Origin of the sequence: Streptomyces sp. NPDC007901 (genome assembly GCF_042959465.1) — a bacterium.
In the GTDB taxonomy this organism is placed as follows: Bacteria; Actinomycetota; Actinomycetes; order Streptomycetales; family Streptomycetaceae; genus Streptomyces.
Genome location: NZ_JBIBKW010000041.1, coordinates 1 through 24,859 on the forward strand (window position 1 = coordinate 1; position 24,859 = coordinate 24,859).

The following is a 24,859-nucleotide window of genomic DNA, read 5'->3' on the forward strand; positions in this document are numbered from 1 at the left end:
GCGGCGTCCAGCGCGTCCTTGCGGCGGCCGGTCAGGTAGACGGTCGCGCCCTCGGCGGCGAAACGGCGGGCGATCGCCAGGCCTATACCGCTGGAGGCGCCGGTGACAAGGGCGGTCTTGCCGTCCAGCTGTCCCATGAGATTCTCCAATTTCTTGACGTAACTATTGCTGTTGCATTGATGGGCGCAGAACGCCCCGATCAGGGGAAGTCAACGGCGTCGCCTGGTAGACATCGAGCAGGGTGATCGCCGCCAGGTCCCGCGCGAGCATCCAGCCCGCCCCCGCCCCCCCCGCCGGTCGTTGGAGCCGGGCCGGGGGTTGTGGAGCACCCCGGCCCGGCCGTCTTCGCGAGAGGGCGGTGCCGAACGGTCCCGTGTCGTGGTCAGGCGACAGAGATCTCGTTGAGATCGATGGTGATCAGCCTCGGCTCCGGCAGGACCCGTCCGTCCGCCGCAAGGGGCAGCACGTAGCGGTGGGTCGGGAAGACCAGCCCCGACACGGTCTCGTGCTTCTCCGACAGATGCGCCGCCGGCGGGCTGCCGAGCACCTCGGCAGCGTAGTCATGGCGTCGCAGCAGGCCTGCGGCGTCGTAGTGGAAGATCTGCTCTGTGGCGTGGGTCGCGAGGGTGTCGGGGAACGTCGCCCGCAACCGTCGCAGATCCTGGCCGGCCTCGGTCCAGGGCTCCAGTTCCTCCACCACCACGCCGGGGAGCGTCAGCAGGTAGGGGGCGGTGAGGTAGTTCCACATGGCGTAGCCCGCGAAGTACAGCACGTGGAGATCGTCCCAGGGGGTGTCCTGGTCCTGGGAGGTGAAGGCATCCCGTGGAGAGGTGCGCTCAGCGACGACCTCTCCGTCCCTCCGCTCGATCGTGACGCGCTCGGGGGTGAAGACGCCCCGCAGGTCCGGGCCGGTGAAGCCTTCGAACACCAAGCGCTGCTGCTGCACATCGGCCGCCATGTCCGCCGTGGCGAGGATGCCCGGCTGGCCGCGGAGGTCCCACAGGACGCCGCCGATGGCCCCGCGGGCGCGGATCGTGCGCGCCTGTCGCCACTGGTCCAGGCCGCCATGGGCCTCGACAACAAGATCCAGCAAGGTGGTCATAGCGAATCCTCATTCTGATCGATGTTCATGATGCCTCCGCGTGCCGGTGGCCCACAGGGGACCGGCACGGCGTCCGCCGGCCCGGCACGGCGAGGGTCGAGCCCCTCGCCGTCATGGCCCGCGCGCCGCGTGCCGCCCGCCTCGCCGGTCCGGTGCCTCAGGCCCGGCCGGCCTGCGGGTTGGTGAACATGTGGTTGCCCGCCACCGTGTCCTTCGCGGGCACTTCGTCCTGCAGGACGTCCCAGTGCTCCACCACCAGGCCCTCCTCGAAGCGGAAGATGTCGACCGCCAGGAGGGGTGTCTCGGTGCTGCCGGAGTACCTGCCGTGGATCATGACCAGGTCTCCCTCGGCGATGATCGCTCCCGGCTCGTACCGGCTGGCGTCGGGCAGGTCCGCGATGAACGTGCGCAGCCCGGCCCTGGCCGGCGGGATGAAGGGGTTGTGCTGGTGGTAGTCGGGGTGCAGGTACCGGTCCAGCGCGGTGAAGTCCTTCGAGTTGAACGCGGTCGTCAGGAATTCGAGGACGGCGGCCTTGTTCCGCTCCGTCTCCGTCTTCGTTCGGCTCTGAGTCATCAGTTCTCCACGGGTTTGCCGACTGACGCGGTTTTGTTGACCGACTGGACCACAACGGAAACATGAAGTGGTCCAGTCAGTCAACAAAACGAGGAGCGTCAGGCGATCCCTCCGTGCCGGCATGAGGGCTGGGTTGCCGACCATTGTGGTCCACCTGGACCACAATGAGGTATGGTGAGGTCATGGGGCGAAAACGAGGCTTCGACGAGACCACCGTGCTCGATGTCGTCCGCGACCGGTTCTGGACCACCGGATTCGACGGCACGTCCACCTACGACCTCATGGAAGCGACCGGCCTGGGCAAGGGCAGCATCTACAAGGCGTTCGGCAACAAGCACTCCCTTTATGTGCGCGTCTTCTCCGACTACTGCCAGGGCCTCGTCGCCCAGGCCCGCGATGAGCTGCGGGAGGGCCCGCACGCGGTGCTCACCTCGCCGATGGCCCGCCTGGAGCGCTACGTCGTCTCACTCGCCGACGCCTTCGCGACCGAGTCGCCCCGCCGGGGATGCTTCCTCACCAAGGCCACCGCGGACCGCGCCGGAGAGGACGACATGGTGGCGGCCACGGCCCGTCGCGCGTTCGAGGATCTCGCCGGCGCCCTCGCGTCCGCGATACGCGACGCCCAGGACGCGGGAGAAGTGGCCGAGCACGCCGACGCCACGGCCCTGGGATATCTGCTGCTGAGCGTGATCAGGGGCATCGACAACATGGCCAAGGCGGGCGTCGACGGCACGACGCTCCGGCAGACGGCCCAATCGGCGCTGGACCTGATCCCCAGGGCGGACGCACCGAACGTGCGGCGCTGACATTCCCCCCTCTCGTCCGACGACGGACATGCCGCGGCGGACATAAGCAAAATGTGCAGTTTGACTGTGGCGAAGAGCTCGCCGCCTCTCACCGGGAAGGGAGTCCCTATGCGTGCCATCCAGATCACCCAGTTCGGAAAGCCGGAGGACGTCGTACGCGTCGTCGATCTCCAGGAGCCGAACGCTCCCGGCGCCGGCGAGGTCAAGGTCGCGGTCGAGTTCTCACCGCTGAACCTGCACGACCTCAAGCTCGTCAGGGGCGAGCTCGGGCGGCCACCGCTCCCGCTGGTCCTCGGCAGCGAGGGTGTCGGCCGGGTTGTCGAGGCGGGCCCCGGCGTCGACACGCTCGCGGCGGGCGACCTGGTGGTTCTGCCGCTGCTCGCCGGTGCCTGGCGCGAGCGGCTGCTGCTGCCCGCCGACGGGCTGTTCCGACTGCCGGAAGGCAGCGTCGAGCAGTTCTCGATGCTGGGCATCAATCCGCCCACGGCCGGTCTGATCCTGAGCGAGTACGCCGACCTGAGGCCCGGGGACTGGATCGTGCAGAACGCCGCGAACTCCGGCGTCGGACGTTCCCTGATCGCCCTGGCGAAGGCCCGCGGATTCCGGACGATCAACTTCGTCCGGGACGAGTCCGTGTTCGCCGAACTGACCGCGGCCGGCGCGGACATCGTCCGCCTCGACGGCGCGACGGCGGTCGAAGAGGTTCGCACGGCGATCGGCGATGCCCGGGTCGGGCTCGCCGTCGACTCGGTGGGCGGCGACGCTCCCGCCCGCCTGCTCGACCTGCTGTCCGAGGGCGGTGCGCTCGTCAGCTACGCCTCGGCGACCGGGCAGCCGATGTCCGTCGATGCACTGACCCTGATCGGCAAGCGCGCGACGGTACACGGATTCTTCGCCGGCCATTTCGACTACGCGACAAAGGTGCTCCCCGTCATCCGCGAGGCCGCGCCCCTGGTCGCGAGCGGAGCCCTGTTCGTTCCGCCAGGTGCCGTGTTCGACCTCGATGACATCCATACGGCGATCGAGCAGGTCGTCCGCGGCGGAAAGACCCTGCTCAAGGTGGCCCGGTCATGACGATCTCCGGAGGAACTCGCACCGTCGCGGGTCCCGCGCGGACGCGAGCCGAGCCGTAGCAGGGCGTTCGAAGCGGCATCAGGGCCATTCCGCCGGGGACGATGACAACCCGGCGCCTGGCCTGACCTGCCGGAACTCTCCAGACCACCGCGTGCACGCCGGCAACGCGCGCCACGGGTTTCCACCGTGGGATGTAGATCCACTGATCAATAGTGCTCACCCTCGCCAGGCAAACCGCCGCTCATTCGCGCGTTCGGTGAGGGGCAGCCCCCGCCACGAGAGAAGTATCGCGATGCCCGAACTGTCCTACGAAGTCCTCGTCTCTGACGGCGTTCCCCGGAAGATCGATCTTCAGCTGCCGAACGGCGACGGGATCGTGTCCTCGCCGATCTCATCCACCCTGATCACCGGAGAACGCGACGCGGTCCTGGTGGACCCGCCGCTGACTCACACCCAGATCGCGCAGGTCGCCGAGGGCTTGGCGCGCTCAGGGAAGCGTCTGGCGTACGTCTACGTCACCCACGGCCACCCCGACCACTGGTTCGGCACCGCGACGCTGCTGGAACAGTTCGGCGACGCCCACAGCGTGGTGTACGCCACCGAGGGCACCATCCGGCAGATGCGCAGCCAACTGGAGAGCAAGGACAAGGGGTTCGCGAAGACCTTCCCCGGAGTCCCGGAGAACACCCCGGTCCTCGCCGTGCCCGTGCCGACCGAGGGATTCCGGCTGGAGGGCCAAGTCCTCCGGGCCGTCGATACCGGTCACACCGACACCGACGACTCCAGCGTCCTGCACGTGCCGTCGATCGGTCTCGTCGTCGCCGGGGACGTGGTCTACAACGGCGTGCACCTGATGATGCTCGAAGGCGGTGACGGCGGCCTTCAGGCGTGGCTGGACGGCATCGACCGGCTCGCCGCACTCGATCCGCGCCACGTGGTCGCCGGCCACAAGAAGGCAGACCTGCCCGACGACCCGAAGATCCTGGACGAGACCCGGCAGTACCTGCGCGACGCGATCCGGCTCCTGGCCGGCAAGCCGGAGCCGCTGGAGTTCTTCGAGGAGATGTCCAAGCTCCACGGTGACCGGCTCAACCCGGGACCCCTTTGGTACAGCGCCCTGGGCCTGCTCGCCTGAGCCACGCCGCGTCGCCACCCCGCGAAGACAGACGCATCACCTCGACGAAATACGGAGGTTGCCGACATGGCCACCCGCACGAAGATCGCGATCCTCGACGACTATCAGAACGTCGCGACGAGCCTGGCCGACTGGGGATCACTCGTTGCCGAGGTCGTCGTTTTCACCGAGCCGTTCGCCGATGCCGACGAGGTGGTCCGTAGCCTCGCCGGGTTCGACGTGCTCGTGGCCATGCGGGAGCGCACGCGATTCCCGGCCGAGGTCCTGGAGCGGCTGCCCGACCTTCGGCTCCTGGTCAGCACCGGCCCGGCCAATGCCGCCATCGACCTTACGGCCGCCCACAGACTCGGCATCACGGTGTGCGGGACCCGCTATGAGTCCCACCCCACCATCGAGCACACCTGGGCGCTGATCCTCGGTGCCAAGAGAAACCTGGTCGTCGAGGCGGAGTCGATGCGCGCCGGCGGCTGGCAGGTATCGGTCGGCGAGGGGCTGCACGGCAGGACTCTCGGCATTCTGGGCCTCGGTCGCGTCGGCTCCGGAGTGGCACGGATCGGACAGGCCTTCGGAATGGACACCATCGCATGGAGTCGGAACCTGACCCCCGAAACCGCCGCCGAACACGGCGCGCGGGCGGTGACGAAGGAGCGACTCTTCACCGAAAGCGATGTGCTCTCGATCCACGTACCGCTCAGCAAGCAAACACGCGGGCTGGTCGGTGCGGCGGAACTCCGGTCGATGAAGCCCTCGGCCCTCCTGGTCAACACCTCACGCGGACCGGTCGTCGACGAGCTCGCCCTGATCGACGTCCTGCGTGAGGGCGCGATCCGAGCAGCCGCCCTCGACGTGTACGACACCGAGCCGCTACCCGCGGACCACCCGTTGCGGGCGCTGCCGAACGCGCTGCTCACGGGGCACGTCGGATTCGTGAACCGCGACCTGTACGAGATTTTCTATCAGGACTCCGTCGAGGACATCGCCGCGTTCCAGGCGGGTTCTCCCGTGCGGCTGATGAAGTAGGAGCCGAAGACGACGACCCGACCGACTCACACACTGCCTCTCTCCCATGTGACGGCTCCGACGCGGTTCGTCACGGCGAACGGGATTCGGTACGCCTACCGGCGCTTCGGCGCCGAGACCGGCACACCGCTGATGTTCCTGCAGCATTTCCGTGGCGGCATGGATCACTGGGATCCTGCGGTGACGGACGGACTGGCCGCGAACCGTCCGGTCATTCTGTTCGACAACACAGGCGTCGCAAGCTCCAGTGGCCAGACCCCGGACACCGTGGAAGCGCAGGCCGATGACGCGGCGGCGCTCTCTGCCAGTACGCGGCCTGGGAAAGGTGCTGTTCTGTCACGCCACCCCTCGGGACGACGAAGAGGTCGTTCTGGTCGACTCACGCCTCGACCGTTGGCGAGAAGTCCTCAGCGGGCTTGACACCGGCATTCGCACGGTGGTCTGCGGGCACACACACATGCCGTTCGTCCGCCTCGCCCACGGCCGACTTGTGATCAACCCCGGCAGCATCGGCATGCCCTACGGACGGGCCGGCGCCCACTGGGCGCTCCTGGGCCCCGGCGTCGAACTACGCTCCACAGCCTTCGACATCGAGGCAGCCATCACCCAGGTCACCCAGGACTCAGCAGAGATTGTTCGCCCAGCCGCGGCATAGCCGCCCGGCGGCCCTCCGAGCAGCCTGCCTACTCCAGCCGACAGGGCAATACAGACATCAAGCCACGTACAGCCCTCTCAGAGACACTCCAACCAGCGATAGCACCACAGCTGTTGCACTAGCTAGAGTTCGACCACGAGTGGCTGAGCTGCACAAACCCGAGGTGCACACCACTACGACAGCCTCACTTCCCCAGAGAAGTCGGGGATGTGTCGACGGGACGAGCGCGCGGGTTCATGGTCTCCATGCCTGTGCGGCAGCCCGCCGCTGAAGCACCTGGACATCGGCCAGGCCGCTGCCTTCAGGCTCGTCGGCGCCGCGTGCATCGGCGTCGTCCGGCTGACCGGTGAGCAACGTAAGACGGCGGTGGCTTCCTGAATCCCGCATAGCCTCGCAAGTTACTGGCCGAACTCCCAGAATCCGCCAATAACTTGAAGAAGTTGCCACGCACGGGTGACAAGCGTGGAGAAGGCTCTCACCTGCTCACTTGCAGTGTTGCTCGTACCGCGGTCCTCGCGGAACCCATGTGAACTCCAATTGGCGCCCCGTCCTTGAACGCCACCGGCTCGCCCCGGGCCACCCAGTCCTGGTCGACGACGTCCTCCTGGCCCGCTGGCACGGTGAATACCGCGTTCACGAATTGCCTCCTTCGGCCTAGTGGTGACCAACCGCAATGGAAGGTGACATAGCTCATGAATCACTGTCAAGTACCAGCAAAAATACGCAAGGTGGACTAATTCGGTTAGATCCGCGCCCACGTACGCGAGGGAGAAATTCACCCGCCCGGGTGGCCGGCGCCTCGCTCATCACCCGCCGTGGACGGATCCCGGCGAACCCGCCGCGCCGCGACCGGGCCCGCTGATGTACTGGCTCCTTCGGACCGGGAGAGGGGCAGACGTTGGCCGGGTACAGCAGGGGCTACCAGGTGGAGGGGCGGGGCGCCTGGTCCCGCTGGACCTGCGAGCGGGAAGGGTGCGGGGAGACCGGCACGACGCGCGGCGACCGCCACGACCACATCGCCGAGATGCGGGCGGCCCGCCACCAGCAGGAGGCCCACCGCGAAGCGCTCATCGGTGACGCGGTCGCCGTACTCAAGGACGCCCAGGAGGTGCTGCGCCTGCTGCCGGACGTGGTCACCGACGTGGACACGGACACCTACCGGGGCAAGGCGTGCGTGACGCCCGAGGCCGCGAAGGACGCCCTGTACGTCTGGCAGAACCAGCTCACCGGCATGCTCCCCGAGCCAGCCGACCTGGACGGCCGCACGGAGTGGCGGTGGCCCGGGACCACGGCAGCCGCGCCGCGTGCAAACACGACGCACGCCGCCCGGTGACCACCCTGGACCTGGAGACGGGGCAGACCAACACAGTGGGCGGCCCCCGCTGACGGTGATGGTCGGGGCTGGCCAGCGGCCCCGACCATGAGCCCGACCACGGGGCCTGACCGCGTACCGCTCACCCCGACCACGGCTGATCAGCGCGCTACGCCTGCCCGTGGTCGGGCTCGGCCCAGCCGACTCGCCGGTCGGAGTCGCGGACCGGCGCCACACGGGTGCTGAGGGGCCGTGGTGGGTCAGGTCGGCCAGCGGCCCCGCGAGCACGGGCATCGACGCCGCCGACGACCTCGGCGAGGCCTTCCGCACAGTCGCCGCAGCAACACCCCTGATGCCCCAGGCCGCGGACACGCCCATCCCCGAGGACACGCTTCAGGGCCTGCTGCGTCTCCCCGACAGCGAAGATCAACATGAATGGTCCCGTCGTCACCACCACACCCCCTGCCAAGACCGGCCCAAGACCCGCCGGAACTGACACCCGTACCCTCGTCCTGGACCTGCACGGCCTCCACCTGGAAGCCCAACTCGACCGGATCCAGGAACGCTTCACCCCCACCTTCGACAACCTCCTCGCCCTCTTCGTCCATCCCCCGGTCGCCCAGCCCGAGCGGATGCGCGGGCTCGCCCGCGCCTTCCAGGCCTACTTCGAGCACGACGACGATGTCGCCCTCGAACTCGCCCCCATCCGCATCGAGGGCCTCCTGCGCCGTCACCTGAAGGCCATGGACATCCCCGTCGTCCAGCATGCCCAAGGGGATCGCCCCGGCCAGGTCAGCCAACTCGGCGCGCTCATCGGGGACATGGAACCGGCCGGCTTCGAAGCACCGTGGCCAGCTGTCTTCCGCCACCTGCTCGCCGACCCGAACGAAGGCATGAACCTGCGCAACGAGGTCCTCCACGACCTGGCAGAGCGCCGCACGCCCCGGCACCGGATCGCCCTGGTCCTCCAGGCCGCCCTCGTGGTGCTCCGAGCGATCACCGCACACGAGCCACCCGAGGAAGAGCCGAAAGCCGACACACCGGTGTGAGCGCCACCCGCCGCCCTGCCCGCATTGGCCTCGGCCGGCGCCCTCTCTGTGCTTGAAGGGTCCGAGCCGTCGAGCGACCGGCTGATCCTCCGTTCCGCCGGGGAGCACGTGGCCGCCATTCTGTCGAGACTCCAGCCCGCCGAGGCCGGCGGCCGGATTCCTGGAGTGCCACTGCTGTGCACGGGCAAGGCCACCAAACACAGCCATCGCCCTCCGTCATGATCTTGGCGACGGCCGTCCCCCGCGACTCAGCAGAGAACACCATCGCGCGGACCGAGTCGTGCTGGGTCACTACAAGGGGGCCTTCCGGTGGTCGCGATCCCGCCGCCGGCCTGGCGCGCGGGCCTGGGCTGCGGAGCGTTGGCGAGGGCCTTGAGCGTGTGGGTCATCAGCGGATGGGGTCTGCCGTATTTCCGGGACGCGGCGATAGCGGTGTGCGGCAGAATGACGACCACCGATGTGCCGTAGCGCAGCCGTGACCGCAAGTGCCTGATTTCATGCGGTCCTTGGGCGTGCGAGGAGAGGAAGACGTGAGCGAGAATCAGAGCGCCAACGCCGCAGTGCAGCGACTCGATACTGGGACGGCGCACAACGCTCGCGTGTGGAACTACTGGCAGGGCGGCAAGGACAACTACGCGGTTGACCAGCAGGTGGGCGATCACGTTGCCGGAATGATCCCGGTCATCCGCGACATCGCGCGCGCCGACCGGGAGTTCCTTGGCCGCGCCGTGCGCTGTCTGGCAGAGGAGCACGGCATTCGTCAGTTCCTCGACATCGGCACCGGCCTGCCGGCCTTGGAGAACACCCACGAGATCGCCCAGCGGATCGCCCCCGAGTCGCGGATCGTGTACGTCGACAATGACCCCATCGTGCTCGCGCACGCCCGCGCTCTGCTGACCAGTGCTCCGGAAGGCGCCACTGACTACCTCGACGCCGATGTGCACGACCCGGACACCATTCTCCGCATCTCGGGACAAACACTTGACTTGACCAAGCCCACCGCACTGATGCTGCTCGGCATCCTCAACTTCGTCCTTGACGGTGACGAGGCGCGGGCCATCGCACATCGGCTCGTGGAGTCGCTGTCCCCCGGCAGCTTCCTCGTACTGACCCATCCCACCACGGAGCCCGAACTTGGTGGCGACCTCCAGCTTGAGGCGATGGAGTTCTGGAACGCCAATGCCAAACCGCCGGTCACCGCCCGCAGCAGCGAGGAGGTCACCCAGTATTTCGACGGGCTCACGTTCCTGGAGCCCGGGCTCGTGTCCTGCTCGCTGTGGCGGCCGGAGTCCGGCGAAGAGCCCACGGTCGTACCCCAGCTGGGAGCCGTGGCGCTGAAGCCGTGATCTTTCGCTTCACCTCGCAGCCGCACACACTCACCGGCAGGCCCGCCCCCGTTCCCGACGGCGACCTCCCTGCCTATCACCACACCCTGCTCGACCGCATCCGCCAGGGCGGGGCAACTCGGGCTGTCTGACCCGGCAGCCGGTCGCAGACCTCACGGCCCTTCCTGGTTCCTTCGGCTGCCGTCCGAGGGAACCAGAGGGCGAATTCGGCAAAATCTCCATGGGGGAAGGCGGGACGGGGCCCGGCCTGGGAGCGGCGTGCACGGTCTCAGCGAAGGACGATCGGGATGACGATGGCGGCCATGGCGGCCACGGCGGCGATGCCGACGCCCATTGGGCCGCGGGCAGCCGGATGCCGGTACGCCAGGTACGCGAGGGCGCCGGGGACAAGGACGAAGGCCAGGCCGAGCAGGACGGCGACGAGCAGGGCGAGCGTGGACACGGCGGGCTTCTCCCGTGGGTTCGGGCATGCGCCTCTCGCATGCGGAGTGGAGCGTGGGCGGGGCTCACCCCTGGTGTCGTGGAGTGAGGGCTCCGACCGCGGCGGGAGTATGCGGGAGCGGGGGGTAAACCGCGCAAGTCTGCGCGACCATACGAGTGGTGGAGCCTGCCGCCGACAGCCCGGACGGGTTCTGAGCTGCACGTTCACTGTGCGCAGGCAGACAGCACCCGGGCCTTGAGTCGATGGCGGCAGTCCAGGCGCAGCATGGGCAAGTCGGCCCGTCCGACCGAATTGTGATCCCGGGTCAGGCGGCCGGGGGAGGCGTGCGGCGCTGTGCGGCACGGCGGTGCTGTTCGGCGGCGGGCCGTTTGGCTTTGCGCCGGACCCGTTCGCCGAAGGCCTCCGGCTCAGCGGCGCCGACGGCGGACGCGGCCTCGGTCCAGGTGGTCCCCTCGCGCGCGGCGTACGCGAACACCACCTGCTGTTCGGCTTCGGCTAGGCCGCGCAGCACACGGTCGAGGCGCTCGTCCTGGTACACCCCGTCCGTCGTGTGGGTGAGCAGGTCAACGTCGGCGGCGACCAGGTCGTACAGCGATATCCCGCCGAGGACGGCGTCCAGGGACAGCACCCGCCCATGCCGGGTCCGCCGCCGCCACACCGGCACCAGCTGCCGGTGCAGGACGCGCGCCTCGGCCTTCAGCGCGCCGAGCGCGGAGTGCGGCAGATGCCCGGACTCCCACAGTGGATCGCACCAAGGGCCGACCAGGGCGGTGGACACGGCCTCCCGCCACCGCTCGCTGCGGGGGACCACAAGAGAACGGGCGCCGAAGGAGTCGACGGCGGCGTCTCTTTCCCCAGGCGGAAGGGGCCGGTTCCCGAGGACGCCACCACGGGCCGTCAAGGCGAACACGACGTCCGGCGGAGGCTCGGTGCGCATCATGGGAACGGGATCCCGGAGCGCCTCCAGACTGGTGCAGTAGTGACGGCTGAGTTCGTCATCGCTCATCAGCCGGATGCCGTCCGGGGTCTCGACGGCCATGTCGTACACATGTCCGATGATGCGTCCTGGGATGTGCATGGGCCAGTTGCCGGGCGGGTCGGGCATGTCGTAGGTCACTGCCGGCTGCTCCTTGCGTGGTCGGGCTGTCTCACCTCTCGGTCACCGGGAGCGTGGGCACCGGCAATGAATCTCCGGGATGCGGGTGTGATCGGGGTCACGGGCTGCTGATGGGAGCTGACTGTGGGACGAAAAGTCCGGCAGAGGCGCGATCGCAGGGGGCGCGGTCCGCCGGCACGCCGGTTGAGGACGTCGAGTCCACCATGCTGCCGGTTATTCGCCGTCGGCACGACCCGCGCCGGGCTTGCCGTCTCGACACCGTCAACAGAGCTGTCAGGCCGTGGAGTTGCCGCCCGGCGGGACATCTTGCACCCCGTGCGGTTGTCGTACGGCCTGCGCCTCCCCGCGGTGCAGGGAGGCAGGGGAAGGGGCAGCACAGAGATGATCACGGATGAGGAAGTGCGGCGGCAGGCGCGGGCGAAGTGCCGTACCGCCGACCCCGACGACCTCTTCGACGAGGGCGCGGCCCAGAACAGCGCGAAGGCCCCTCTTCGACGGGCGCCGGGTGCGCACCGAATGTCTGGCCTACGCCCTGGACAACCGTATCGAGCACGGCATCTGGGGAGGCATGACGGAGCGTGAGAGGCGCAGTCTGCTGCGCCGGCGCCCCACAGTGACGTCCTGGCGGATTCTCCTGGACGCCGCGCGCACCGAGCACGAACGGCCTGGCGGTCGGTCGTCCGACAGCACCGAAGACTGGTCCGGGACCGGCTGAGCCACCTCATCTCCGGAGGGCGGCGGCCGCGATGCCGGGCACCCACGCGTCAGATACATGGCGCGAGGTGGCCGCACGGCGGCGCACCGGTGCCCTGCTCGACTCCGCAACGGCCCTGCAAGCCCCGGCGGCGTGCAGGAGCTGAGGACGGCGTTGGTCAACGCCGACGCCGTTGACGGGCGAAGATACCCGGATACGTCTGGCGATGGCATACACCTGGAGCCCTGGTGCCGAACGAATCCGGCTCCCGGCGACGAGATGTCGCCGGGAGCCGGATGTTGGTAGCAGGGGCGGGATTTGAACCTGCGACTTCTGGGTTATGAGCCCAGCGAGCTACCGAGCTGCTCCACCCCGCGTCGGTCCCTTTACCGTATGGCATCCGCGCGGCGCCGGCAGGGATTTATGCCGTCGGGCCGTCCCTCGGGTCGGCCACGGGGTGGTACCGAGGTCACGCCGTCCTGCAGGCCGACTACTACGCGGAGTTGGAACAGCACCATTCATGGTGAGAGATCCACGGAGGTCGGTGGCTTGGGCTGCTGTACGCGGCCATGCCGGCCGGTCTTGGTGCAGGCGGGAAGCGGCCCATCTCTGCCGTGAAACAGGAGGCTTGGGAAAGGCTTGGTCAGGGTGAGGTAAGGATTGCGCAGGTCGCTTCTTGTTCATCCCGCGGCTCTACTCGCATAGACCTGGGTGGTGGTGTCATGCCGTCAGCCGCCCGGCACCCCACTTTCCGGGCCGATCCCGCGGGAGATCAACTCCTTGAGATGCCCGCTCCCGTCGTCGCAGACGCTCTCGGCTACCACGACAAGACCACCACCCGCCTGCTCAACGAGACCGGCGGAACGAGGAGCCGATACGCCGCTGGAGATCACGCACGGTCACCGGCAGGTTGGGTTCCTCGGGGAACTGGCGACAGTTGATAACGAGAGCCCACCAGTAAGTATCAACCCCCATGAACGACCGCGCGCTCAACGCCGTCACCTCACAGCTGCGCTCCACGCAGGGCGCGGCGGGCAGCGGCTTCGGCTTCAGCTGGCCGGCGTCCTTCCCGATGGCCCTGATCGACCAGATCATGGTCAGGGGCATGGAGCCGGAAAGCTCCTGGACGCTCCCCCGGACAGGCAGCGACCACCTGCCGGTGGCGGCCCGGGTGAAGCTGGGTACGTCCTCTCACCCCTGAGACTCCATGGGCTTGGCCAGGTCGCCGGTCTCCATGTACACCTCCCGCTCCGCCTCCAGCTGCACGGCGAATCCGTGGAAGCCGCTCGGCGGCGCGGTGGCGAAGAACAACCCGCGGACGGTTTCAGGGGGAGCCACCCGCTGGTCAGGGCTGTTGTTCCGTCCGATGCTGATCGGTTCGGCCACGGTGAAGCGCTCGCTGAAGAACTTCTCCATGGTGGCCGCGTCGTCGGGCAGTGGCTCACCGAGCTGGTTGGTCGCGGTGCCCGGGACGGCCCGGACGTCGAGCACCTGGTCGAAGTCGGGCGCCGCGGTGATGCGGTGCGCGAGGTGCAACTGCCCTCCGCGGCCGAAGCAGAGATAGGTCAGCTCGCTGTCGCCCGTGTGCTCCTGCACATCGAGCTGTGCGAAGTGAACGACGCTCCGGACGGTCACCACGGTGCGTTCGGCGAGCGGCGGGTGATGCCCGCCCTTCCGCTCGAAGTGGCCGCAGAAGATCGTGCCGGTCATCGACGTCCGTCGCGGGCCGGTGCCCTCCGGATCGAGTTCGCTCATCGGGAAATCATCGGGAACGAACGTGTCGTAGGGCTCTTCGGGTACGACATGCCGATGGGAGCGGAGCACCGAGCTGACGGCGTCGTCCACGTCCACCTGCAGGATGACCTGGAAGTTGTGCGGGGCCATGAACATCGGCAGGTGCGACATGTAGAGCACCTCGCCGCCGACGATCAGCATGCCGTGGGAGCCGAGGGTCGTGTCGCCGCCGTGGCCGCCGTGGTTGGGATGTCCGTGCTGCATGATGTCAGCCTCTCCCGCCGCGCCCTGGCGCGCGCGATCTGTGCGCCGGATGGGTGATCAGGCCCCGACGTGTCTCAGTTCCGTAGCTCGCACCAGACCGTCTTGCGGTCCGGCCCCTGCTCCACGCCCCACCTTTCGGTGAGCGCGTCGAGCAGGCTCAGGCCCCGCCCGGATTCCTCCGTCTCCGTGGCGGACAGCAGGAGGGGCAGCGCGCGCGGGTCGGGGTCGGTCACCTCGATGCGGGCGGAGGTGGCTGGGGGTGTAGGCGATGGCCAGGCGGATCTGTCCGGCGACCATGGGGTTCACGCCGACGATGGAGACGGGGTGCCGTCGGGGGTCTCCCAGAACAGGATCCCTCCGTAGGTGATGCGTGTGTCCGCCCACAAGCGGGGGTCCTGGGAGGGCGCTTCTCCGATGGCCCTGGAGAAGTCGTCGTACCAGCGGGCGACGTCCTCGCGGTCTCGCTCGGTCGCGACGCGGGCGCGGCCTGCCGGGAGGGCTCCGGAGCCGGTTCGACACCGGCGACCACACACAGTCACGAGCAGGATGGGTTCCACGAGGAACTGGCGACACTTGAATAGGCGATTTCACCAGTACAACCCCGGATCGCCTTCGCGACCCCCGCGGCATCTCCGACTCACGTCGTCCAGGAAGTGACCGTCAACTGGCGACACCCCGCCCGGACGGCCGGCACCGGCGTCGCGGCAAAGGCCGTACATCGGAGTGGTCTTGTCGGTGGTCGGATCCGCTTGGCAACCTCACAGAACATCAACCATTCCGCACGTTCGTATAACCGGGTTCACTAGCCTCGATCTTGCATGACGGTCCGCCGACGGAGTCGGTGGACCGCTTCGCTTTCTGTGGCTGATGGTGGGCATGGTGGTGGCCCGAGCATCGCGTCGGGTGGGCGCCGGGTTCCACTGCTCCGGGCTGGGTTCTCTTTTCGTAGGGACAGGCGAATCTGCTGTTCAGCCAGGGTTCGGCAGGAGGGTGAGCCGTTCGAGGGCCCTTGTGATCTCGTGGGCCCAGGGCCAGTGGCGGGCGAGGCGGAGGATGCTGCGTCGGCCGGTGGTGACGAGCTGGCCAGCCGCGGAGAACAGGCGGAACCGCAGGCGGCGCGGTTCCCAGAGCCTTGCCTGGCCGGTCAGGGTGAGCAGGGGCATCCAGGCCAGCAGGTCGAGAGCGATCTGGACGATCTCCAGCCAGATGCCGTTCTGTGCTGTGTCATGCAGGGGAAAGTTGCGCAAGCCGGTCGAACGCGCGGCCCGGATGCGGTCCTCCGCGCGAGCCCGCAGCCGGTGGCGGAGTTCGAGGTCGGCGATCGGCTGGTTGAGGGTGTTCGTGGCGAAGCAGGTGATCCGCATGCCGACGGCGTCCGTGATTCTCAACTGGGCGCCGGGGTGCGGTCGTTCCTTACGGACGATCAGCCGCATGCCCTTGGGCCAGCCGTCCAGGACGTCGCCGGCGAGTTCGGCGACCCAGGCGCCGTCGCGGACCTCGCCGTCCGTCTCGACGGCCGGGGTCCAGGCCGATGCCGGAATCTTGAGGACGTGGCTGTGGATTGCCTCGGTGATCACCATGCCGACCGAGTAGGACAACCAGCGCCCGCGCTGGGCGAGCCAGGCGACGAACTCGTGAGTACCGCCAGCGGAATCGCAGCGGATGAGGGTCTGCCGCCCGCACCGGTACTTCTTCGGCAGCTGGGCCAGAGCGAGGTGGGTGGCACTGATGTGGTCGGCGGCCGTGTTCGAGCCCGCGTTTCCCGGCCTCAGCAAGGCCGCGACGGCCTCGCCGGTTCCGCCCGGTCCGTGGTCGACGAACCCCATCAGCGGGTGGTGACCGTAGGTCTTCTTCCAGGTCGGGGCGGCGTCCTGCTTGTCCGAGTGCGCGACGACCAGAACTCCGTCCAGGTCCACGGTCACCCGCCCACCGGCGTCCGGAGCCCGACCTGCAGCCAACTCCCAGACGTGGCTGCGGACGTCGGCCCGAGCCGCGCGGATCGCGGTCAGTGCCTTCGGTCCGGCGGTGGCGAGGATGTCGATCAGGTGGGAGACCGTCGGGTCGGAGGCCACCGGCCCGAACACGGCCGGCTCGGACCGCAGCAGCCCGATATCGGCGAGGCAGTCCCCGCCAAGCGCGACCGCCAGCGCGAGGTCCAGGAGGACCTTGCCCGGGTCGTGGACGCCTCCCGCCTGCGAGACCACCGTCCGGCCACCACCCTCGACGCGGACACGCGGGTAGGACCCGATACGCTTCTTCACCTGGGAAGTGCCTCCGGCAACGGCAGGAACAAGGACCTCGACAATCCTCATTCTTGTAGGTCAGGGGCACTTTCTGGTTTTGGGCCCACGTGTCGGACAGCTACTCGTGACGCACAGCCCCTCGCCCAGAGAACCTGCCCCTCAAAGCAGTTGGCCATCGGCATGGGTCACGTCAAACACCATCTGGTCCACTGCCGAGACCCGCGCACGATCGCCATAGCCGAACCAAGCCGACTCTGCGATCTCCTTGGAGGCAACCAGCGGACCGCTGTACTCGGCGGTGTAACAGATCATCCGGAACTCGGTGCATCCGTCGTAATCCCTCCGCGTCTCAAAGGTCCGACGTGCACCATCGTTGCCGTATCGACCCGGGACTGGAGTTCCTCGGCGATCTCGCGCGCCAAGGTCTCGGCATCGGACTCACCCGACTCCCGCTTCCCACCCGGGAAGTAGAAGACATCCACACCGCGGTTGCGCGTCACCAGCACCCGCCCGTCACGCACGAGAACCCAGGCCACCTTCTCCGGAACGACCTCGCTCTTCCCCATCCGCGGAACCTACCCACCCCCACCGATACAACAGCAGGACCGAAAGGTTCCAGCACCACCGCAACCACACGACGCGCGAACTGTCAACGCCCCCAGTCGCGGTACTCACCTGGGAGGTGACGGCGATCAGGTTGGTCACAAGATCCGACGCATTCCCTGTCTGCGCTGATCAGATGGCTTTCCTCCCCACCGTTGCGTAGGAGACGCATCCAGCCGCTCAGCTGGGCATCGCGGCTTTGGCGCAGGGGCGAGGCGAGGTTGACGGCAAAGGTCGGTGGGCGGGCATGTCGATGCACAAGAGGCCCCTTGGGCCAGGGGGTTGGCGGGTTGGGCCATGTCCGCTGACGTCGTGTGCGGTTGTCGATGGTGGTGTCCCGTTGTATGCAACCCCGGTGCGTTAAGGGTGTGTGCGCCCTGTCAACACGCGGGACCTCTGGTAGTTCGCATGGTGTCGAAGCCATTGAGTGTGTCCCGGAGGTCCCGTCCTCGTGCTCCATCTGCTGCGCCGCCACCCCGTGCAGGCGGTGGCCGCAGGGTTCTTCAGCGTCTCCCAGGCCACCGTCTCCCGACGCTGGGGCCTGCTGAGGCCGCTGATCGCCGAGGCTCGCGGACCTGGTGCCGAGCCTCGTGCGATAGTCCGGGCCGGTACCGCCCTGATCGACGGCACCGTCTGCCCCACCTGGGACTGGAACCACCACAACGACCTGTACTCGGTCAAGGCCGGGTACGCCGGCATGAATGTGCAGATCGCCTGCTCGATGGATGGCGATCTCGTCGCGGTTGGACCGGTGCCGATACCCGGGGCGCGCCACGACGCGCACGCCTACGCCGCCTCGGGCCTGAAAGACCTCGGCTACGTCGGCGTCGACCTCGTGCCGTACAAGCGCCTACCCGGCCGCGACCTTCGGAGAACCACAAGCGGGACAACGCCCTACTCTCCAGTGTCCGCGCGGCCGTCGAACGCGCCGCCTACGTGAAGTCCTGGCGGATCCTGAGCGAGGAGGCGGACGCTACCGCGCACCGATCGAGAAGTTCCCCGAGCTCCTCGTCGCCGTCACCGGACTCATCAACCTACGAAGGTTCATGAGAGTGGCGTATGAATGGGGCTCCGGGATTCTGGTCGAGATCGGCCAGGAACCTCTCGGCGCGGCGAGCGAAGAGGTGGGCCCCGCGTTCGCCGGATCGGGTGCGGGCTTCGTCGGCGGCGGCTCGCACGACATCGACGGGTTCGCCGCGGGCCTGCAGCAGGCGCGCGCGCAGTAGCAGGAGAAGCCCTTCGGCGTAGCGTTGGCCGTGGGCTTTGATGGCCTGGTCGGCCTGGTCGAGGGCGGAAGCGGCCCGGTCGGGCAGCTCGGCTGCCAGCCACATCTCGGCGACCAGTCCGTACCAGTAGGCGAGGCCCCATCTCGGCGGGTCGGCCAGGGTCGCGGCCAGGAGCTGTTCGGCCTTGGCCGCGGCGCCGGCCGGGTCATCGCCGGTGAGGGCACGGGCCCAGTACCAGTCCAGCCGTATATAGGTTTCCTGGGCGACGCCGGGAAGGTCGGCGCTGGCCGCGACCCACCGTTCGGTCGCTCGCATCGCCCAGTCCGCGTCACCGGCCATCGAGGCGGCCATGGTCTGGTAACGGGTCCAGCCCGACATCTCGAAGAGGTCCCCCTCGGCCTGGTACACCGTGCCGAGCAGGGACCGCCCCGTCTCGACATCGCCATGCAGCGAGGTAATGACCCCCAAATAGCCGATCCACTCATCGGGGATCCGCCAGCGTCCGCGGTCGTCACGGCGTCGAATCGGGACACCCCCGACCTGGTCGGCAAGGTGGTACAGACTTTCTTGAGCCGGTCCCGGGTGCGGGTCGGCCGAGTTCGCGAGCAGCGAGGCAACGTCGTCCGCAGTGGTACGGCCCAGCCAGCTGAAACACTGATACGCCGCGCCGATGTCGCCGATATCCCAGTGGTACAGGCCCCAGGCCTGCCGGCCGTACGCCTGGATTTTCGGGTCCGCGGATGCCTGGCCTTGCTCATGCAGCCGGCGAGCCCACATCCCACGGTCTTTCTCGGTGGAGACGTAGGCCCCGGTCATCCGATAGAAGAGAAACTCGGCCTCGGCCGTCTCGCGGCCGAGTCTGCGGGCCAAGTATGCGCCCCGTTCCAGCAGATCGTACGTCGAGCCGCCCATTCCCGGAGGCTCGACGGCGAGGAGGTTGAGCAGCGCCAGGACGGACAGTTCGATCTCCAGCAGCCCTGCTGTCCGGGCGATCTGGATGGCCGATTCCAGGTTCCGATAGGCGGCCGCGAACGCGAGCTTGGTCGCCGCGCGGCGACCGGCGCGCGCCAGTGCCTTCGCGGTGCGACCCGGGTCGGCCAGGGGGCCGGCGGCCCACAGGTGGTAGGCGAGGCGTTCGGCGACGAACTCGTCGTCGGCGTGGATGGGTTCGAGGGCGTCGGCGACACACAGATGCAGCTGGACGGCCTGCTGCCGCGCGGTGGTCTCGGTGATCGACTCGCGGATCAGGTCGTGCGCGAAGTGCCACGAGAACGGGTCTTGCGGCTTGGCCTCCAGGAGACCGAGTTCTTGCAGCGGTTCGAGGCGTTCGAGGCACTCCGCGATCTCGACGCCCATCGTGCGGGCGAGCAGGTCGAGGTCCACGTCGCGGCCGATGACCGCGGCGGTGCGCAGCAGGCCGTGAGCGCTGTCGTCGAGGCCGGTCATCCGATCACGGACGACGTCTCGCACGGTGGCCGGCACGCCGGCTGGTGCGGATGCGCCGCCGTCGCCGAGCGAACCGCCCTCGCTGAGCAGCCGGGACAGCTCCTGGACGAAGAACGGATTGCCGGCGGTGCGAGCATGGATGCCGCGGGCGACTTCGGCGCCGGGCTCGCGGCCAGTTTCGCGGCGGATGAGCTCGGTCACGTCGGTCAGGCCGAGCGGGCCGAGCCGGATCCTGCGGTGGCCGGGCAGCCGGCCGGCCGTGGCCAGGACCCGCGACAGGCTGGAGCCGGGTGCGGGTGCGCGATCGCGTAGCGCTCCGATGATCACCGTGCCGGTGGGCGGCCGGGCCGTCAGGTGGCCGAACAACTGGAGTGAGGCGGCGTCGGCCCACTGCAGGTCATCGACGATCAGCAGCATGGGCTGTTGCGCCGAGGCCTGCCCGACGACGGTGACGACCTGCTCGAACAGGCGGAACTGTGCACGGCTGTCGGGAATCGCCGACCCGGTGGCGTAGTCGTCTGGAGATTGGAGGAGTGCGCCGAGCTCGCTGGCGAGCCACTTCTCCCGCAACGGTGCGGGCAGGCTGTCGAGAATCGGGCGGAGTGTCTGTTCCCAGGGCCACATCGACGGTGTTCCGTCGCCTTCCAGGCACGAACCCCAAACGATCAGCGCGCCACGCCGACTCGCTTCTGCAGCGATCTCCTGCAGTAGCCGGGTCTTGCCCACGCCCGGCTCCCCTTGGACGATGCCGAGCGCCGCACTGCCGGTGAAAGCCTTCTCGACGGCTTGGCGCAGTACGGCGAGTTCCTCGACCCTGCCGACGAGGCCGGCTTCCTTCCGCGCCGAAGCGCCGGCCGTACTCGCCACGGGCGGCGAGGTCTGGGGCTGCGTCAGCACTTGCAGGTGTGCGGCCCGTATTTCCGGACCGGGATCGATGCCGAGTTCGTCGGCGAGGCAGGCGCGGACCCTGTGGTACGCCGACAGTGCCTCGGCCCGGCGTCCCGCGGCCCCCAGGGTGGTGATGAGACCGGCGTGGACGGGTTCGTGGAACGGCGAGGTCGATGCGGCGAGTTGCAGCGCCGACAGCACCGATGCCGGTCGGCGCAGCGACACGGCCAGCTTGGCCGCTTCGGTGCACGCCGTGTGGAACTCGTCGTCGAGACCGGTGAAGATCGGCAGTGCGGTCGACCTGTGGGTGAACCCGTCGCCCGCCCGACCCCGCCAGAGACCGAGCGCTTCGACATAGCGGTCGAGCGCCGTTTCCTGGCGTTGCTGTGCCATGGCCTCTTTGGCGGTCGCAACGAGTTCTCGGAAGGTGAGGAGGTCCAGGGCGCCGGGGGCGGCGGAGAACAGATAGGCGTTGCCGCGGCGGTGCAGGTAGGAGCCGGTTTCACGGGCGGGGATCGCGGGTTCGAGCAGTCGCCGCAACGCGCCGACGTATTTGTGGATGATGTTGAGCGCGCTGTTGGGTACGTCATCGCCCCAGATCAGGTCGATCAGCTCGCTCGTGCTGGTTGGCTGGCCGGCGCGGGCCAGCAGCAGCGCCAGGAGGTATGCCTGTTGTGGTGGCCCGGCATCCAGTTCGACACCGTCGCGCCAGATCCGTAGCGGGCCCAAGATCTGCAGATATGGCGAAGATCGGCCAGCCGGCTGATCCTCACCGCCAGAGGGGACTACGGGGACTGACACCGCGGTACCTCTCGCCTCCGGAACGGCCATCGCTGGAAGCTTATCGTTTCGCTCCCGTCCGGCGGGAGTGACTTCCGAGGTGCAGACGGGAGCCGTTCCGGACGCCGAGCCGACGCTATATCAAGCCGTTCCGTCGGTGGGTTCCGGCTGGGCGTCGGGCGTGTAGAGCTCTTCCTCGCTGACGACCGGTGCGGCGGTTTCTTCAGGACGTCCGACTCGCGTGGCCGAGCCGAACAGGTGGCCGCGCGCCGGCCGCACGGGGGCGAAGGAGGCGAAGCCCCGACGGCTCGGGATGTCGTCATACACCGCCTCCATACCGCCGCGGATCAGGTACGTTTCGTGCCAGAAGCCGGTGCCGCCGCTGTCGCGCAGGAAATCTCGCCACCAGCGCCGGTGCGGTTCGGACCGCGCCCATGACAAGAGCGAAGGCAGGTCGCGCCAGTACTGGCGGATGCCGACGTGCATGGGGAACAGCGACCACAGCAGCGACTCGTGCGACAGCAGGCCTTCCGGCTGGTCTTTCCCGGATTGACCGATCTGCGGGCCGTAGCCGGCCAAGGTGCGTAGGCCGTAGAGCCGATTGACTCGCATACCGAGGTAGACGACCACGAGGTCGGGATACGGAGTGAGGTCGACTGTCTGCCGATTGACGCGCGTAGGCATCGCTGGTGCCTCCTTGGCTCGTTGGGTGACGAGCCAAAGCTAGTGACGGGCACGGAATGGACACTTGACGTCGACTGAATGCGCGGGCGGCGGCATCCGTGCGGTCGCACTCAGCTGTGGAGTTCGGCGAGCAGGCCGCCGACGCGTGCGCACAGCAACCCTCTGCCCAGGCGGAGTTTGCAAACGTTGGATCGCGGTCCCCGGAGGGGTCCACTCCACGTCAATTGGAGGGCGCCGGTCTCTCGGTATGCGGCGGCGTTAATTGAAGGACCGCTACTACAAGACATCCCGCAAGTACCAGTTCCAGCGGGACCAACACCCACGCAGTGCAACGGCGTTGCCGCCGAGCGGCGTAGGGGATTTCCACGGTTGAGTGCGCGGGTCCCGCCTCCTGGCGTGCACCCGTCGGCTGGTGAAATTCCCTACTCAACTGTAGTCATTACGTTCGGCAGATGGTCTTGAACTCGTCCGCGAGGTGGCCGAGCGGCTGCCGCAGGAACTGATCGAGGCCGAGGGGAGTGTGAAGATCAGGGACCACGCCGGCTGGCGACCTCAAGCTCGCGATCCCGAAGCTGCGGCGGGCAGTTTCTCCCCCGTCCCTACAGGAGAGCCACACTCGAAGTTGGCCCGCGTGACATCCGCCGATGTAGACACTCAGCCATCACCCCACTGCGGTGATCGTTCCGGCCAGAGCGCTGCATGCCCTGGTAGGGCGTGTGCCGCGGGCGGTTCGCAGGGGCGTGTGATCCGCCCACATCACGTCCGCATGATCTTCCAGGCTTGCTGGGGCTTCGATGGGCCCCACGGACCAAGACTGCGCCGACCAGCCCTGGCGGATGCCGCTCGGACAGATCACTCCCTTACCTCTGAAACTCCCCACCATGTTGCTGGAGTGGTGGAGTTGAACGTGAACAGCAGGCGTCGGCGCTGGTGCTGTTCGTTCAGGCTTCGGCTGTCTGCGCTTTTGCTTGTCGATCCGCGCCTGGCCATTCCTCGTGATTTCCCTGTAGCTCAAGGCGGTTCAGTTCCTCGCGGGACGGACGCCTACTCCTTCGCCGCACTCAGCCGCTGGGCCGCCGTATCCCCGCGGCGGCCGACCAGCACGACACCCGTCGCGGCAGCGAGGCCGTATGCGGGCATGTCGTCGTACACCGTTTCGTAGGAGCCTGCCGGGACGATGAACGTCTCGTGCCAGATACCCACGTGTCCCTTCCCGGCACGTGCTCGTCGGTTGAACGCCGTCCATGCGGGCCGGTGTTCCTTGTCCTGCTGGTGGGCGTACGCGAGGAGCCGTTCCTCGTCGGTTCAGTACTGGACGACGTAGAACTCCCGGAGCCCTCCGTAGAGCACCTTGTAGCCGAGCAGCCCGCTGCTCTTCTCCTGTGAGAGCTCGCGCAGCATGCGTGGCATCGACATGAAGGCCGGCAACCAGCTGGAGAATGCCAGGAGTCGGTTGATGCGCAGCCCGATGTGGAAGACGACGACATCGCCTTCGGCCGGCGGCAGTGTTGCGACTCGGAACCACTTTCCCGGACATGATCCTCCTCTGGGACTCGTTGCGATGGTTCAGATCATGACCGGGCGAGTGATCGGAACTTCGAACGAATCGCCAAGAAGTGGATCAGCAGCCCGATACCCCAGCCCAGAATCGACCACAGAGGCCAGAAGAAGTGGTCGGATGTGAGAATCGCCCACAGCACCACCTGGGCTGCATTGGCGATGACGTACCAGAAAAGGTGGATCCGCAGGCCCCACCTCATGGCCTTTTCGCTCTTGTGCATTTTCCCTCCCGTGGATCATCGGATCGAGGTCTGCTCCCGCACGGCCGTCTCGATGAGGCCCACCGCCGCACCCGGCCGGGAGACGAACACCATGTGCGAAGCACCCTCGACCACCTGGGTCTTCGCGCCGGAGCGCTGGGCCATGAACTCCTGCGTCGCCGGGGGGATGATCCTGTCGGCGCCGCTGATCAGGTTGTAGTTCGGGATCGTGTGCCACGCCTGTGGACCGGTGGCGGGCTCGCCCAGGGCGGCGCCGGTGGCCGGGCGTTGCGTGATCGAGTAGAGGGCAGCCTCCTCCGCGGACACGTCGGCCGCGAAATGGGGGTGAAAGACCTTCGGGTCGATGTAGAGGTCCACCTGTCCGTCGGGCAGCGGCACCGGCTTCAGGGACTCGCCCACGGTGCTGCCCGGGAACTTCTCGACCAGTGCCTGCGCGCTCTCGCCCGTCTCCGGCACGAACGCCGCCAGGTAGACCAGTGCCTTCACTTTCGTGTTTCCCGCGGCGGCAGTTGAGATGACCGCACCGCCGTACGAGTGCCCGACCAGCACGATCGGTCCCTCGATGCTGTCCAGCAGCGCCCTGACCTGAGCCGCGTCAAAGGCGAGCCCCCGCAGTGGATTCGGCGCGGCGACCACTGGATGGCCGTCGGCGACAAGTCGCTTGGCGACGGCGTTGAAGCCGCTGCCGTCGGCAAAGGCTCCGTGTACGAGCACGATCGTCGGATTCCCGCTCACCATGGGCCAACCTTTCCTTCGGATGACGGCCGACAGAAAGCTATGGCGTCGCACTGGACGGGAATTGAATGCGCCCGGGACCTGGTTCCGGGCGGGCTTCACTGGTCATTCAGTCGACGTCAAGCCGGTTCGACCAATCTGAGCGCCTC

21 protein-coding genes, 1 tRNA gene and 6 pseudogenes are annotated in these 24,859 nt (G+C 68.0%); 11 read left to right on the top strand and 17 right to left on the bottom strand.

Features of this window, described 5'->3' with window-relative positions; genetic code table 11:
• The 4 genes and pseudogenes from ACFZDK_RS52975 to ACFZDK_RS52990 all read right to left on the bottom strand — a co-directional run.
• On the bottom strand, positions 1 to 137 hold a 137-nt coding region (locus ACFZDK_RS52975), incomplete at its 3' end, for an SDR family NAD(P)-dependent oxidoreductase (protein ID WP_390974225.1).
• An 82-nt stretch (positions 138 to 219) separates the two neighbouring features.
• A pseudogene (locus tag ACFZDK_RS52980) lies at positions 220 to 288 on the bottom strand (transcriptional regulator); the annotation flags it as partial.
• 94 nt (positions 289 to 382) lie between these two features.
• On the bottom strand, positions 383 to 1,102 hold the full coding sequence (locus tag ACFZDK_RS52985) for a hypothetical protein (protein ID WP_390985860.1): 720 nt from the start codon (positions 1,100 to 1,102) through the stop codon (positions 383 to 385).
• A gap of 157 nt (positions 1,103 to 1,259) precedes the next feature.
• Positions 1,260 to 1,676 carry a nuclear transport factor 2 family protein gene (locus ACFZDK_RS52990; RefSeq protein ID WP_390985861.1) on the bottom strand — a complete coding sequence of 139 codons (417 nt, stop codon included), beginning with the start codon at positions 1,674 to 1,676 and terminating at the stop codon, positions 1,260 to 1,262.
• Between the two features lie 182 nt (positions 1,677 to 1,858).
• On the opposite strand from ACFZDK_RS52990, the gene ACFZDK_RS52995 reads away from it, so the two are divergent.
• The 8 genes and pseudogenes from ACFZDK_RS52995 to ACFZDK_RS53030 all read left to right on the top strand — a co-directional run bounded on the left by ACFZDK_RS52995 (position 1,859) and on the right by ACFZDK_RS53030 (position 10,073).
• Positions 1,859 to 2,482 carry a TetR family transcriptional regulator C-terminal domain-containing protein gene (locus ACFZDK_RS52995; protein WP_390985864.1) on the top strand — a complete coding sequence of 208 codons (624 nt, stop codon included), beginning with the start codon at positions 1,859 to 1,861 and terminating at the stop codon, positions 2,480 to 2,482.
• Between the two features lie 108 nt (positions 2,483 to 2,590).
• Complete coding sequence (locus ACFZDK_RS53000; protein WP_390985867.1) at positions 2,591 to 3,556, top strand: zinc-binding dehydrogenase; 966 nt, start codon at positions 2,591 to 2,593, stop codon at positions 3,554 to 3,556.
• Between the two features lie 292 nt (positions 3,557 to 3,848).
• On the top strand, positions 3,849 to 4,691 hold the full coding sequence (locus ACFZDK_RS53005; RefSeq protein WP_390985870.1) for an MBL fold metallo-hydrolase: 843 nt from the start codon (positions 3,849 to 3,851) through the stop codon (positions 4,689 to 4,691).
• Positions 4,692 to 4,757: 66 nt separating this feature from the next.
• Entirely contained in the window at positions 4,758 to 5,711 is a 954-nt protein-coding gene (locus ACFZDK_RS53010; protein WP_390985873.1) for an NAD(P)-dependent oxidoreductase, read from the top strand.
• Between the two features lie 295 nt (positions 5,712 to 6,006).
• A pseudogene (locus ACFZDK_RS53015) lies at positions 6,007 to 6,336 on the top strand (metallophosphoesterase family protein); the annotation flags it as partial.
• Between the two features lie 928 nt (positions 6,337 to 7,264).
• Entirely contained in the window at positions 7,265 to 7,699 is a 435-nt protein-coding gene (locus ACFZDK_RS53020; protein ID WP_390985876.1) for a hypothetical protein, read from the top strand.
• A gap of 410 nt (positions 7,700 to 8,109) precedes the next feature.
• Positions 8,110 to 8,727: a hypothetical protein gene (locus tag ACFZDK_RS53025; protein WP_390985879.1), complete on the top strand. Its 618-nt coding sequence runs from the start codon at positions 8,110 to 8,112 to the stop codon at positions 8,725 to 8,727.
• A 530-nt stretch (positions 8,728 to 9,257) separates the two neighbouring features.
• Positions 9,258 to 10,073, top strand: coding sequence for an SAM-dependent methyltransferase (locus ACFZDK_RS53030; RefSeq protein WP_390985882.1), 816 nt, complete (start codon positions 9,258 to 9,260; stop codon positions 10,071 to 10,073).
• 268 nt (positions 10,074 to 10,341) lie between these two features.
• Here the strand turns inward: ACFZDK_RS53030 and ACFZDK_RS53035 are convergent, their stop codons facing one another.
• Together ACFZDK_RS53035 and ACFZDK_RS53040 are read right to left on the bottom strand one after the other, a co-directional pair.
• Positions 10,342 to 10,515, bottom strand: coding sequence for a hypothetical protein (locus ACFZDK_RS53035; protein ID WP_390985885.1), 174 nt, complete (start codon positions 10,513 to 10,515; stop codon positions 10,342 to 10,344).
• Between the two features lie 304 nt (positions 10,516 to 10,819).
• Positions 10,820 to 11,632, bottom strand: a complete 813-nt coding sequence (locus ACFZDK_RS53040; RefSeq protein ID WP_390985888.1) for a hypothetical protein — start codon at positions 11,630 to 11,632, stop codon at positions 10,820 to 10,822.
• Between the two features lie 381 nt (positions 11,633 to 12,013).
• On the opposite strand from ACFZDK_RS53040, the pseudogene ACFZDK_RS53045 reads away from it, so the two are divergent.
• Positions 12,014 to 12,347 (top strand): annotated as a pseudogene (locus ACFZDK_RS53045) (WhiB family transcriptional regulator).
• Positions 12,348 to 12,626: 279 nt separating this feature from the next.
• Here ACFZDK_RS53045 and ACFZDK_RS53050 read toward each other — a convergent pair.
• Positions 12,627 to 12,703 (bottom strand) — tRNA-Met (locus ACFZDK_RS53050).
• A 596-nt stretch (positions 12,704 to 13,299) separates the two neighbouring features.
• Here ACFZDK_RS53050 and ACFZDK_RS53055 point away from each other — a divergent pair.
• A pseudogene (locus ACFZDK_RS53055) lies at positions 13,300 to 13,527 on the top strand (hypothetical protein); the annotation flags it as partial.
• On the opposite strand, the gene ACFZDK_RS53060 reads toward ACFZDK_RS53055, so the two are convergent.
• The 5 genes and pseudogenes from ACFZDK_RS53060 to ACFZDK_RS53080 form a co-directional block, all read right to left on the bottom strand.
• The gene (locus ACFZDK_RS53060) at positions 13,518 to 14,324 is read right to left on the bottom strand and encodes a hypothetical protein (protein ID WP_390985891.1); all 807 of its coding nucleotides are present in this window, start codon (positions 14,322 to 14,324) and stop codon (positions 13,518 to 13,520) included. The pseudogene ACFZDK_RS53055 and the gene ACFZDK_RS53060 sit on opposite strands and share 10 nt — an antisense overlap.
• Positions 14,325 to 14,398: 74 nt before the next feature.
• Positions 14,399 to 14,566, bottom strand: a pseudogene (locus ACFZDK_RS53065) (ATP-binding protein); the annotation flags it as partial.
• Positions 14,567 to 15,292: 726 nt separating this feature from the next.
• Positions 15,293 to 16,585, bottom strand: a complete 1,293-nt coding sequence (locus ACFZDK_RS53070; protein WP_390985894.1) for an IS1380 family transposase — start codon at positions 16,583 to 16,585, stop codon at positions 15,293 to 15,295.
• Positions 16,586 to 16,726: 141 nt separating this feature from the next.
• Positions 16,727 to 16,879, bottom strand: a complete 153-nt coding sequence (locus ACFZDK_RS53075; RefSeq protein ID WP_390985897.1) for a hypothetical protein — start codon at positions 16,877 to 16,879, stop codon at positions 16,727 to 16,729.
• Positions 16,876 to 17,133 carry an NUDIX domain-containing protein gene (locus ACFZDK_RS53080; protein WP_390985900.1) on the bottom strand — a complete coding sequence of 86 codons (258 nt, stop codon included), beginning with the start codon at positions 17,131 to 17,133 and terminating at the stop codon, positions 16,876 to 16,878. The genes ACFZDK_RS53075 and ACFZDK_RS53080 overlap by 4 nt, the downstream gene beginning before the upstream one ends.
• 488 nt (positions 17,134 to 17,621) lie before the next feature.
• Here ACFZDK_RS53080 and ACFZDK_RS53085 point away from each other — a divergent pair, with 488 nt between their 5' ends.
• Positions 17,622 to 18,110, top strand: a complete 489-nt coding sequence (locus tag ACFZDK_RS53085; RefSeq protein WP_390985903.1) for a hypothetical protein — start codon at positions 17,622 to 17,624, stop codon at positions 18,108 to 18,110.
• A gap of 94 nt (positions 18,111 to 18,204) precedes the next feature.
• Here the strand turns inward: ACFZDK_RS53085 and ACFZDK_RS53090 are convergent, their stop codons facing one another.
• The 5 genes and pseudogenes from ACFZDK_RS53090 to ACFZDK_RS53110 all read right to left on the bottom strand — a co-directional run bounded on the left by ACFZDK_RS53090 (position 18,205) and on the right by ACFZDK_RS53110 (position 24,713).
• Positions 18,205 to 21,561, bottom strand: coding sequence for a BTAD domain-containing putative transcriptional regulator (locus tag ACFZDK_RS53090; RefSeq protein WP_390985906.1), 3,357 nt, complete (start codon positions 21,559 to 21,561; stop codon positions 18,205 to 18,207).
• A gap of 90 nt (positions 21,562 to 21,651) precedes the next feature.
• Complete coding sequence (locus tag ACFZDK_RS53095) at positions 21,652 to 22,194, bottom strand: monooxygenase family protein (protein WP_059211199.1); 543 nt, start codon at positions 22,192 to 22,194, stop codon at positions 21,652 to 21,654.
• A 1,044-nt stretch (positions 22,195 to 23,238) separates the two neighbouring features.
• Positions 23,239 to 23,731 (bottom strand): annotated as a pseudogene (locus ACFZDK_RS53100) (DUF4188 domain-containing protein).
• Positions 23,732 to 23,765: 34 nt separating this feature from the next.
• Positions 23,766 to 23,975: a 2TM domain-containing protein gene (locus ACFZDK_RS53105; protein ID WP_059211200.1), complete on the bottom strand. Its 210-nt coding sequence runs from the start codon at positions 23,973 to 23,975 to the stop codon at positions 23,766 to 23,768.
• Between the two features lie 15 nt (positions 23,976 to 23,990).
• Entirely contained in the window at positions 23,991 to 24,713 is a 723-nt protein-coding gene (locus ACFZDK_RS53110; RefSeq protein WP_189845490.1) for an alpha/beta fold hydrolase, read from the bottom strand.
• Between the last annotated feature and the right edge of the window lie 146 nt (positions 24,714 to 24,859).

Coding starts and splice junctions, on each gene's coding strand:
- ACFZDK_RS52985 (WP_390985860.1), bottom strand. CDS start 1,102: ATGACCACCTTGCTGGATCTTGTTGTCGAGGCCCATGGCGGCCTGGAC.
- ACFZDK_RS52990 (WP_390985861.1), bottom strand. CDS start 1,676: ATGACTCAGAGCCGAACGAAGACGGAGACGGAGCGGAACAAGGCCGCC.
- ACFZDK_RS52995 (WP_390985864.1), top strand. CDS start 1,859: ATGGGGCGAAAACGAGGCTTCGACGAGACCACCGTGCTCGATGTCGTC.
- ACFZDK_RS53000 (WP_390985867.1), top strand. CDS start 2,591: ATGCGTGCCATCCAGATCACCCAGTTCGGAAAGCCGGAGGACGTCGTA.
- ACFZDK_RS53005 (WP_390985870.1), top strand. CDS start 3,849: ATGCCCGAACTGTCCTACGAAGTCCTCGTCTCTGACGGCGTTCCCCGG.
- ACFZDK_RS53010 (WP_390985873.1), top strand. CDS start 4,758: ATGGCCACCCGCACGAAGATCGCGATCCTCGACGACTATCAGAACGTC.
- ACFZDK_RS53025 (WP_390985879.1), top strand. CDS start 8,110: ATGAATGGTCCCGTCGTCACCACCACACCCCCTGCCAAGACCGGCCCA.
- ACFZDK_RS53060 (WP_390985891.1), bottom strand. CDS start 14,324: ATGCAGCACGGACATCCCAACCACGGCGGCCACGGCGGCGACACGACC.
- ACFZDK_RS53075 (WP_390985897.1), bottom strand. CDS start 16,879: ATGATCTGTTACACCGCCGAGTACAGCGGTCCGCTGGTTGCCTCCAAG.
- ACFZDK_RS53080 (WP_390985900.1), bottom strand. CDS start 17,133: ATGGGGAAGAGCGAGGTCGTTCCGGAGAAGGTGGCCTGGGTTCTCGTG.
- ACFZDK_RS53090 (WP_390985906.1), bottom strand. CDS start 21,561: ATGGCCGTTCCGGAGGCGAGAGGTACCGCGGTGTCAGTCCCCGTAGTC.
- ACFZDK_RS53095 (WP_059211199.1), bottom strand. CDS start 22,194: ATGCCTACGCGCGTCAATCGGCAGACAGTCGACCTCACTCCGTATCCC.
- ACFZDK_RS53105 (WP_059211200.1), bottom strand. CDS start 23,975: ATGCACAAGAGCGAAAAGGCCATGAGGTGGGGCCTGCGGATCCACCTT.
- ACFZDK_RS53110 (WP_189845490.1), bottom strand. CDS start 24,713: ATGGTGAGCGGGAATCCGACGATCGTGCTCGTACACGGAGCCTTTGCC.